Source organism: Pseudovibrio sp. POLY-S9 (assembly GCF_001431305.1).
Lineage (GTDB): Bacteria > Pseudomonadota > Alphaproteobacteria > Rhizobiales > Stappiaceae > Pseudovibrio.
The window spans coordinates 1-10,034 of sequence record NZ_LCWX01000237.1 but is presented as its reverse complement, the minus strand read 5'-3'; the positions used below and the strand labels follow the sequence as shown (position 1 = coordinate 10,034).

Annotated in this window: 7 protein-coding genes; 2 read left to right on the top strand and 5 right to left on the bottom strand. The window is 46.8% G+C overall.

The window, feature by feature from the left end:
* The 4 genes from PPL9_RS24210 to PPL9_RS24195 form a co-directional block, all read right to left on the bottom strand.
* The coding region (locus tag PPL9_RS24210; RefSeq protein WP_161831447.1) for a DNA-binding domain-containing protein at positions 1-456 on the bottom strand (456 nt) is incomplete at its 3' end.
* Entirely contained in the window at positions 456-1,349 is an 894-nt protein-coding gene (locus PPL9_RS24205) for a DUF692 domain-containing protein (RefSeq protein WP_200962367.1), read from the bottom strand. The genes PPL9_RS24210 and PPL9_RS24205, both read right to left, overlap by 1 nt.
* Positions 1,350-1,413: 64 nt before the next feature.
* Positions 1,414-3,510, bottom strand: a complete 2,097-nt coding sequence (locus PPL9_RS24200) for a ferritin-like domain-containing protein (RefSeq protein WP_057465123.1) — start codon at positions 3,508-3,510, stop codon at positions 1,414-1,416.
* A gap of 36 nt (positions 3,511-3,546) precedes the next feature.
* Positions 3,547-4,815, bottom strand: a complete 1,269-nt coding sequence (locus PPL9_RS24195) for a phosphatidylserine decarboxylase family protein (RefSeq protein WP_208989593.1) — start codon at positions 4,813-4,815, stop codon at positions 3,547-3,549.
* Between the two features lie 924 nt (positions 4,816-5,739).
* On the opposite strand from PPL9_RS24195, the gene PPL9_RS24190 reads away from it, so the two are divergent.
* Both PPL9_RS24190 and PPL9_RS33645 read left to right on the top strand, forming a co-directional pair.
* Positions 5,740-6,780 (top strand): integrase family protein, encoded by a 1,041-nt coding sequence (locus PPL9_RS24190; RefSeq protein ID WP_208989592.1) that lies wholly within the window; start codon positions 5,740-5,742, stop codon positions 6,778-6,780.
* A complete protein-coding gene (locus PPL9_RS33645) occupies positions 6,680-7,000 on the top strand; it encodes a tyrosine-type recombinase/integrase (RefSeq protein WP_348271982.1) in 321 nt (106 codons plus the stop codon). Before PPL9_RS24190 ends, PPL9_RS33645 begins: the two co-directional genes overlap by 101 nt.
* 597 nt (positions 7,001-7,597) lie before the next feature.
* On the opposite strand, the gene PPL9_RS24185 is transcribed toward PPL9_RS33645, so the two are convergent.
* Entirely contained in the window at positions 7,598-9,649 is a 2,052-nt protein-coding gene (locus tag PPL9_RS24185; RefSeq protein ID WP_082597089.1) for a DUF4132 domain-containing protein, read from the bottom strand.
* Positions 9,650-10,034 lie beyond the last annotated feature (385 nt).

The following is a 10,034-nucleotide window of genomic DNA, read 5'->3' as shown; positions in this document are numbered from 1 at the left end:
CTCGGCTTGCGTTCTCTCATATCGCGCCAATTCAGCTGGAATCTTAAATAGAGCGACTTGATCAGCGCAATTGGCTCCCCTCGGTTGTGTCTCCTCCAGAAACTCAGGGAGTTTAGCTCCTAACTTATATAAACTGGAATAACGCGAAGGATGGGTGACAATGTAAGCCTTTGCGAATCCTTCAAAGACTTCATCTCCCATAAACTTACACAACAGCGGATACTCTGCCTTTAGCGCTTCGACCAAGCGCATAATGTATCCTGAGGCATAAATGTTGATGCGCTCGATTGCAGGGAATTGGTCTGTTTCTTTTATAGCTTCTGTGAGGGGAAGGTTTGTTTGGTGCTCGGCTCCTAAGAGTTTTTGATAGAGGTCACCACGGTTTATCAGGACCTCCTGCAGCCATTTTTGTAGTTGACTTAGTTGGGTATTTTTCTTTAGACAACTTTCCTTCATTATCGAACAACCGGGCTCGAGAATGCACCAGGTGCTTGCTTGATGTCGACACTCTCCAGTCGTTGGTAATGCTTTCCATCAAAAATTAGTCGTGCCTTGTTCAACTCAGCGACAACTTCAATAAAGCTCGGGATGTTTGCATCCCATTCCAGTAGAGTTGAGACAGGGCCGGTTTTCTCCAGGAGTACTTTGTAAAGCTCCCAGACTTGATCTGGGACAGGTTGGTCGTGAGTATCCACCAGGCAATTACCAGCCCTTGTAGGACCAGCTAAATGCACTTGTTGAATGCTGCTGTGAGGAATGTTCCTCAGATACTCCAGCGGATTATAGCCATGATTGAAGGAGGAAACGAAGACATTGTTTACATCAAGCAACAAAAGGCAATCTGTTTTTTTGACGAGTAACGACATGAACTCCCACTCACTGAGCTCATTTTGTCGAAACTCAAGATAGGTGGATGGGTTCTCAAGAAGGATTGGTTGTCCAAGGAAGGTCTGAACTTGCAGCACCCTCTCGGATACATGATTGAGGCTCTCTTCCGTCAAAGGCATTGGCAGAAGATCATGAGTGTTGTGCCCAAGAATGCCGGTCCAGCACAAGTGGTCAGAGATCCATGATGGTTGGACAAATTCAGCCAGCTCTTTGAGCTTTTGAAGATACTCCCAGTTCAGAGGATCTGAAGATCCTACATTGAGGGAAACTCCATGCATCACAATTGGACATCGGCTACGAAGTTCCTTTAGGACATGCCGTCCATATCCGTGGTTGTCGATGAAGTTTTCACTTATGATCTCAAACCAGTCGACAGGTAAATTCTCGCAAGCCATAATCTCAGGGAAGTGCTGAGAACGCAGGCCAACCCCAAATCCTAAATAATCAGTATTTTCGTTCAATTCGGAAGCCGCTGAATCTGCGGCTCCTTGTTTTGATGAAGCGGATGAACTCATTTGACCCCGTTTATGTACTTGGTGGCATCGCCAACCGCAAATCATTGGCTTTTGGTGCTTTATGCGCATCAGGGTCGAGCCCCTTCGCATGACTGTAAGCTTGCCATGCTATGTCGTAAACGGCATCCCCTTCAGAGTAGGGGAGATGTTGCTTCAAAGCCTCTGAATTATGATCAGGAGCAGGTCCAAATTTATAGAGTTGCATCTCATTGCAACCATCGTCTTGTTTCGGGTAGAGCTGAGAGGCTGAAATTGGTACTGCACACCCTCCAAAACCACCGCATTTATTGTCCGCTGGCGCGCTCTTTAGACCTTTGGCAACGGAACCTCCACAGCTACCTCCACCGCTGGCACTTTGGACAAACCCGCACCCACCCTGGGTCTTGCATTCGTTTGAACCTTTACAGCTATGGTAAGCTAAAACACTGGCACAAGTCTCGGTATCTGAACCGTTTAAGGCCATACCCTGACAAGCATGATAAAGAACATGTTCCTTTTGTGAGGCAATGCCAGTCACAAGATCGGGCACTTTTCCGGTCACAGCCCAGCATATAGAAACCCGATCACCAGACCCATCCATGGCAGGAGAGGGAAATTCGGTGTTATCGCTATTATTCCAGTAACTGTTCAAGACTGTAGTGATGCCCTTAATCGTCCCAACCGCAGCTTGGCTTAATATTTGGTAGGAATTAGGCTTGGTTTTTAACTTATTGAGCGCTGTTGCGATGTCTTCAGTACATGGCACGTTGGGGGCTCCATCGGTACCAAGCATATCTGGTGTCCAAGTATGGTTTTGGTTGTGCCATTTCTCCCATGTCATGTAATCATGCTTTTGTACAAGTTGAAGCACTTCCGAAAACAGTTCGAAGTGGTCTTTATCCGCTGCATCAGATCTGGCGCGGGCTATACCAGATAGCGTTGGGAGCTGATTGCCCTGATCATCGTAATGAGGATAATCTTCAATCAATGCTTCTTTGTTAGGCTGGAACTTTTCCTTCACGCAACCAAGAGGATTTTCTGAGCCTTTTGCAAGTGTGTTGGCCCATGACTTAAAGCCCCAAACCCTCACAATGTCTTTGACAACATCCCCGCCTTCACCCTGATCAGTGATTGCATTGATGTTGTTAATGAGCTTGAGCTTTAGGCTGTCGAGCTCTTCCAGGTTCATATCAATCATCGGATATTGTGAAGCCGTTTGTACAGGCTTATTGAACCGGTCTCGCTGTAAGCCTAAGAGACGCCCAAGCAAACTGGTTCCATCTGAGTAGGTAATTTCAAGGTAGCTCCAGTAACATAAGTACATATGCCCAATTGAGCCGAACAGAGGTAGATCTGCTTCCGTCATGTTGGCTTTGAACCAATCAAATGGTGCAGGTTCAAAGTACTTTGGTCGGGTCTTATCACCATCGGGCTGAGGATCAGGTATGGGAACTTCAGAATTTTCCAGATTGAGCTTGGCGAGTTCAACGGTCTCTTCAATTGCCATGAACAGTTTTACCTGATCTTTGTTCATGGCGCGCAGGATCACTTGCATACCTTTTAAATTCATTAGGTCGGGATCATATGAACATAAGATGGGGTGATCTATCCAATCATTAAAATCCAAAATGTGCGGAATCATGGTGTTGCCATGCTTATAGCAGATCCATCCAAACTCTTCATTCTGTAAGGCTCTGCTTGTGAAGCATGGCTTCACTCCAATCAAAGTTGCCATGTTTGAAGCGAGTTGAAGGTGCAGCATCTCTTCAATAAACACGCTGTAGACTTTATTGAAGACTTGCTTGTTTGTTGTGTCAGGGTCAGCGGCAGGACCAGAGCCAGGCCACCAGCGACCTTCATAGAGCTTACTGCCCTTACTATTGATTTGATGTGTACCTTGGACTGAATACAGCGCCGTCATGTAGAGGGGGATTGTAAACAACTCTACATTGATAGCTGCTTGAGCGATGGCTTTAACACAGGAAAGATCATCATCTATGTACTTGGGGTCGCGATCTGTGCATGCATCGACCAGAGCCGCGCAGGCGCTATCAGTCAGTTCTAGGAGAGGGTGTTTCATTGCTGTGTCCTTCGGTTTGGCGAAAGCACACCTAGCGTTGGTTTTCATTATCGCCAGGCGCTGAAGAGAAAAACAACGACTGACTTAAATAGTTGAGATCGCAATTTGTGCCCCAACTCTGACAAATGGCCCGTTGTCGGAGTTGTTATCTGAAAGAGGATTTACAATCGTAAACTGCTTGATAGCTTTGGGCTGAAAAACAAGAGCCATTGAGGATCCCCCGTAGTTGAACCACCCAAGTTCTTGTCCTTTTTGAACACTATCGCCTACTTTGACCTGAATTGAGATAGATGAGATTTCAGTGATCCCGATGGGCATAACGCATACGCAACCGATTGCCGGATTTTCGCTCTCGATAAAGATAAGCGCCCTGGTGTTTACCATCGCCTCGTATCCTTGAGACTTAGTTCCAGCTGATGGATCAAACCCCTCTGAATAAAGCTCAGAGAACATGTATCCGTTTACGACCCGAGCTTCGACAACCTTACCGGCGATAGGAGCTCTCCACCGGTGATAGTCGTTGCCGCTCAGGAACGTTTGAACGACATCTCCGCCAACAAAGTGCGTTGTGAGAGGGCTGCCGTCAAGCATTTGCTTGAGAGAATAGTTTTGGGCTTTCGTCTCAAAATTGTCGTCCAGTTTTACATTACGTGCAATGCGATAAACGGTGCCATCATTAGCAGACGTAATCACTCGATCATTGTCCGGCCCATCAATTGGTCGGCTGATCGTAATGATTTGACGATGGAAGAAGTCATTAAACGACGTGTATCCCCAATGCACAAGGTCTTTCTCGATCTGTTCTTTCGTAACGAACTGATCCAGACTGTTCGCTTTCCATGAGGCTTCAGAAAGCCAACCATCCTTTGAGGTAACAACGACACTGAGTGAGGCCGGAGAGTCTAAAAACTCACACCAGGCATCAAGGATGTTTCTCAGGGCATCATTGAAAAGCTTGTTTTTAAAGACAAAGTTCCCTGCGGGTGTCCACATCATGTAGACAAACAATCCTGACATTGGAAATGCTGAATGCGGCAAGACTGGGTCGAAGATTGGTGCATGTTTGATAATGTAATTGAGGGCGCATAGCATATTGTTGATGGATTTAATTCCATACGCCACTTTTGGTTCTTCTTCTTGGTGAACTTGCCAGCCTTGCTCAATCATCTCGCTTACAAGACAATGAAGGTGATCGTCTTCATTCAGCAAAAAGGCTAGGGCTTGAACTGAAGGCTCCAAAAAAGAGTAGCCTTGTTCAATTTGCTTTCCATACGCTGATATGGATTTTTTACTGATATGATCCAGCCACTTCCCCAGAAGCTTTGAGTCCCGCGGGAGAAAACCTGCAATCACACCAGGCCTGTTTTCATGATGAGATTGAAACTGTCCTTTGGGCATCTATAACTCCTGTCGCAGCATGCATGAACTAGATATGCATGCCGACAATAGGGAGAGCAGATTTTGAAGAGCAACTTCTGAATACTACTTAGCAAATCCCGTAGCAGCAGAGTTAGATTAATTTAGTTTACTTAAATACGTGGTTTTAGAGTTTTGTCGATATAATAGTTTAGTATATTTCTTTGTAAAATATTTTATCGGCTACTCTAGGTGTTTCAATTAAGTTCTGTAGCCAATCCAATTTGATTACCGAGTTACTTCAAAGCACCAACTGGTATTTAAAAATGCATCAGCAAACAGACCATCGAAATTAAAACTTCGAAGTCCTCTTTGCGGTGTTGATTTTCATAATTTGAAAGGGCAATTACTAAAGCTAAAAGAGGGGTGAAATTGCGCTTTTCAAATGCTCTCATAGCGCTGACACGAGGTCTAAATGCAAAAAGCTCTCAATTGGGAGCTTTGCTTTGCTAAACCTCTTTATATACGACGAGGTTAAATGGTGATTCCGGCAGTGGGGATCGAACCCGCGACCCCTTGATTACAAGTTGCAATTTGCAACTCACGTCCACTTACACTCTACTACGATTCAGTACTATGAATCAATGAGTTGTAGAAAATTATTTGCTCCTGCCTACCTTGCATTTCGCTGCGAAACTCGTACATTTGCTTACAATATGCTGACAAGAAACGGTAGGCATAGCGCAAGCGATCTGTAAGGGGATGAGGCCGTGTTTTACTCAGGGCCATTAGAGAAGCCCAAAAGGTCGTCACAAGCTGTCAGGCCGTCAGAAACAGCAGCATTCGGGGAATACTTTTAACTTCTATTTTCGCATGTGGGGCGGCTCTTGTCATGGGCCGTCAGCGGGAGAGTTTTGTCTGATGCCCAATGTCACGAAACGGACGGTCGATGCAGCCAAGCCAACGGCGAAGAAGTACTTCGTCTGGGACGGAAAGCTCTCGGGATTTGGGCTGCAGGTGATGCCAACTGGACGCAAAACCTTCATTGTCCAATATCGCACTCTGGAAGGGCGCTCTCGCCGTCTGACACTCGGAAAATATGGAGAGCTGACACCAGATCAGGCGAGGGGACTGGCTGTTGTTGTTTTGGCCAAGGTGCATAATGGGGAAGACCCAACCGTTAATCGCAAGATCATTCGTAATGCGCCGACGGTTGATGATCTGCTGGACATGTACCTGAGTGAACATGTGGAGGTGCACAACAAACCAAAGTCTCTTGTCGAGATACGGCGTATTCTTGAACGCTGTGTGCGTAAGCCTTTAGGCAAAGCGAAACTAGCCTCTGTTACCCGACAGGATATCTCCAAGCTGCATCGTTCTATGCGCAGAACCCCGCGACAAGCAAACCATGTGCTGACGATCATCTCCAAGGCGTTCAATCTGGCTGAGGTTTGGGGCCTGAGACCTGAACACAGCAATCCGGTGCGGTTGGTGAAGCGTTATAGGGAGAATGAGCACGACCGGTTTCTATCCGAGGAAGAGTTACAGCGCTTGGGTAAGGCGTTGGAGCTTGCAGAAAAAGAAGGGCTCCCGTGGATTATAAAGGCGAAACCGGAGCACACAAAGCATCTGCGTAACGATATCGAGAAGCGGCGGACACCAGTGAATCCGATGGCGCTTTATTGCCTCAAACTGCTGCTTTACACGGGTGCACGGTTAATGGAGATCGCCTCTCTTGAATGGAAGCATGTGGACTTTGAAGAAGGGGCTATTGCCTTGCCTTCCAAGAAAGGTGATGGCCGCAAACCTCATCCGGTTAGTGGGAATGTGCTCGACATCCTCTCCGATATACCGCGCTTGGATGGCTCTCCTTATGTGCTTGCTCGCATCAACGATCCCAACACGGCATATTACCAAGGAGCTGGTGGAAAACGCATGGCAGCGGGTGCGCCATCATGCTGACATCCCAGATGTGCGCATTCATGATCTGCGCCATACGGTTGGCACTTTCGCCGCGCAATCAGGATGTAATGCTTTCCTCATCAGCCATCTTCTGCGCCACCGCAACGTGACCATCACCAACCGCTATGTGAACCATGACGCGCACCCTATACGGGTGCTCTCAGAAACGGTCGGGGAGAGGATTGAGGCAGGGTTGAAAGGAGGGGGGGGTAAGAACTGACGGCATGAATGTGGAGGTATTTGCTTGAATATTCGCGAACACCGTATGTCGTAGTGTGACCAAGAGCTGCCGTTCGACCTGACTCAAATCTGAGACTTCTGGAACGTTCTTGCTATTTCTGATTGTGTTTGCACCAATAAATCCTGTGAGGGATAACGGCGTTGCAGTTAAGTGGCCCTAAAAGCAAAATCGAACAAGGAAGTTGTCTATTGCACCTGCGAAATGCCAGTAGTGCAAATGGATGTTTTAGGCGTGAACAAAGAAGCTGACATTTTGCAGGTGGCGTTTAATCAACCCAAAGTGGCAACGCGTTTTCCTTAACTCACACGGTTCCAGAATGATGTTTTTCGCCCGTGTTGTTGCTTTAGTCTGGTTGCAAAAGCTTCGTGCGTTTCGTGCCCTTGAAAATCGTTAATCACGGTTGCTAAGCCTTTGCACTCCATAAAGTGGCGAGCGCAATGTTTGTAACGTGAACTACGCCCGTACTCGAGACTGAAATCAATCATCCTGCGAAGGATCAGACTTGGCCCGAAGTACATAATTCAATCTCAAAACAATGAGTTATGAGTACAGATTCGTACGATTAGTTTGATAAGTTCAACCTGCAAGCCCGAAGACTGAGATAGCGGACCAGAGTTTATCCATCACTCGATCAGTTCCTCGCTGCCGCTTATCTGTTTTGGGTAATTCAATTGGTGCGCCGTTATAGACAATACGTCCAGTACTTAAGTTTACTCGATATCCGTCCGCAAGCATGAGCCATCGCCCCTCTACGTGGGCAGTGGGGTGAGTGAGCTGGAGCATAATCTTGCGCATCTTTACGCTTTGCTGGCCTGGATAGCTTTTGGTCTTATCCCATGCATCTTCTAGCAAGATATCTTCTACGCCTGCAGCACCTGTTGCTACAAGCAGATCAGTTTGCCGAAAGGCCTCTGACAAGACACGCTGAGGTACATCACTAAACTTCTTTTCTGGCCCTTTTAAAGAGATGTTGCCTGTTGTTCCTTCTCCCGCACACCCTGGAAAGGTACGTATGCCGGTTTCAAAATTAAACCTTCTACCAGCAAGAGTGATTGCTAGAGTCTCATAATCGCTTGGTCTCCATCCCATTTGTTGTGATAATCCGAATAGAGGGACCTGACTGACTGTGTGACCGGCAAACATTCTGGATGTGTTTGTGCCGAGTTCATTTTCCATCACTGGATAGATTTCCCGAAAAGCCTGCGGGAAGGGTTGTTTGATACCCTCTTTGGTAACGAAAAATTGCCATTCTTGACGCTCTTCTTCTGAACTCTCTACGGGATGCCAGAGCCGAACCCGCTGCCATTCCGCTCTCAAGCGGGTAGAACCATCCACAAGGAGCCATAATCCTTCATTCGATCCTCCTTTGAGGACTGCAGCAAACCTATCCCCTTCGTCTTCAACTTCCCAGATTAGCTTGCTGGTCATCGGCCATAAGGACTTGTCTGTCATTTGTCTGGCCCACACGGAAACATCCAACCACCACAAGCGCAGCAACATACCTTCCAATGCAGGTTTTATAAGCTTAGTAAACTCATCTGGAATGTGACTTGTTGTAAGCAGATCAAGAACGCGCTCTGGGTGAAGAGAAAGGTTTCGTATAGCTTCTTTGGTGGTTCGTTGTAGCTTCTTCTTAACGCCAGCATGGCGTATTTCTCGAGTGATTTTTTGTGCAATCAACACAGCTTCGGGCTGAGGTTCATCTCGGACAACCTTTCCAAGCTGAATACTTAACGATTGAGAAGGCATCGATTTGGCTTTGTGATCAGGAGCAAGGGCAGCTCCAACCCAAAGTTCATCGAGTGTTTTCAGTCCCCAATCCAGACGTTCTGTCAAAGCAAGTTTCACTGCTCTCGCAACGGCTGAAGCTTCTGCAACACTGGTCAGCTTATCTGATTGATATTTGACAGTACCTGCAACTATCCTGCGGGATCTTCTCAACACTTCTTCAACAGCATGTTCAGCAAACAATCGCCATTCCGAAATATCAGCAAGAACAGAATCGTGTGCTGGGATACTATGCGACAACTCCGGGCTGATTTCGCATATTGCATTTGCCAAGGTGCGCAGATCAGACACTCCTGCAACAGCCTCGAACTCTTCAAATGAGATCGGGCCATCGTTTCTCGCGGCAATGTTTACGAGTGCAGCGTCCAGGAGTAAGTCATCTCCAATTGCATGTGCCGCAATTAAGGCAACATCAGCAGAGCCCTTGCTAATGCGTGGATGTAATTTCCGGAGCGTTTTCAGGGCCTCTTCTGGGAGAGTTCCAATCGTTCCTAAAAGAATTTTGGCGACATAACGATAACATACGTCTTTCTCGTGAGAGCCACCTAATATAATTTCTGTTCGAGCTAAACCACTTAATGCGATAGCTGCTTCTTCGGGTGTGAAGAATAGATAGACAGTTTCGTGCAGCTCTCCTTCTACAATATCACGGAGTATCCCAGATATTGAAGCACCAGCAGTTTGTTGAAAGTCTCCCTTTTCCCACATTGTAGCAAGGATAGCGCCACGGTCGAAAGGGCTTAAGGCTTGAACATATGAGTTCAACACACCAAAGTCCCGTTGAGCCTCTGGTTGTCGCAGTTGTGAAAAGACAAATGCTCTCGCTGAATTCGTTGTCATTGGGTAACCGAGTTAGAAGGTCAACATATAGCGCTAGACTCACTTGATTATGCTGTCTGCTTGTTGAGCTTCCAATAGCGCCCTTAGTAGCGATATATACCTTCTACTTGGTTTTTATTGGGCATTCTCAACCCTTTCGGTGAGCAGGTTGCTGTTTGTAATGTTTACCGTACTTCATGAAAATAGGTTGTTCTGGGGGAAGTTCGGGACTTTGAAAGCATTTCGGCTCTGAGGTTCTGTTTGAATTTTCCCTTATATTACAAGGGGAAGCCATTTTTGGCTTAGGCCAGGCCATTTTTGGCCTGCTTCTTTTCATAGTGTTTTCAAGGTGTTGCGCCAAATTCGTGGGCCTGGTGTAGGTCTCCGGGCCAACTCTGGCCCATTA

Bases quoted from the DNA above. Each gene is read 5' to 3' on its own strand.
- PPL9_RS24200 (WP_057465123.1), bottom strand. From the start codon at position 3,510: ATGAAAACCAACGCTAGGTGTGCTTTCGCCAAACCGAAGGACACAGCA.
- PPL9_RS24190 (WP_208989592.1), top strand. From the start codon at position 5,740: ATGCCCAATGTCACGAAACGGACGGTCGATGCAGCCAAGCCAACGGCG.
- PPL9_RS33645 (WP_348271982.1), top strand. From the start codon at position 6,680: ATGGCTCTCCTTATGTGCTTGCTCGCATCAACGATCCCAACACGGCAT.
- PPL9_RS24185 (WP_082597089.1), bottom strand. From the start codon at position 9,649: ATGACAACGAATTCAGCGAGAGCATTTGTCTTTTCACAACTGCGACAA.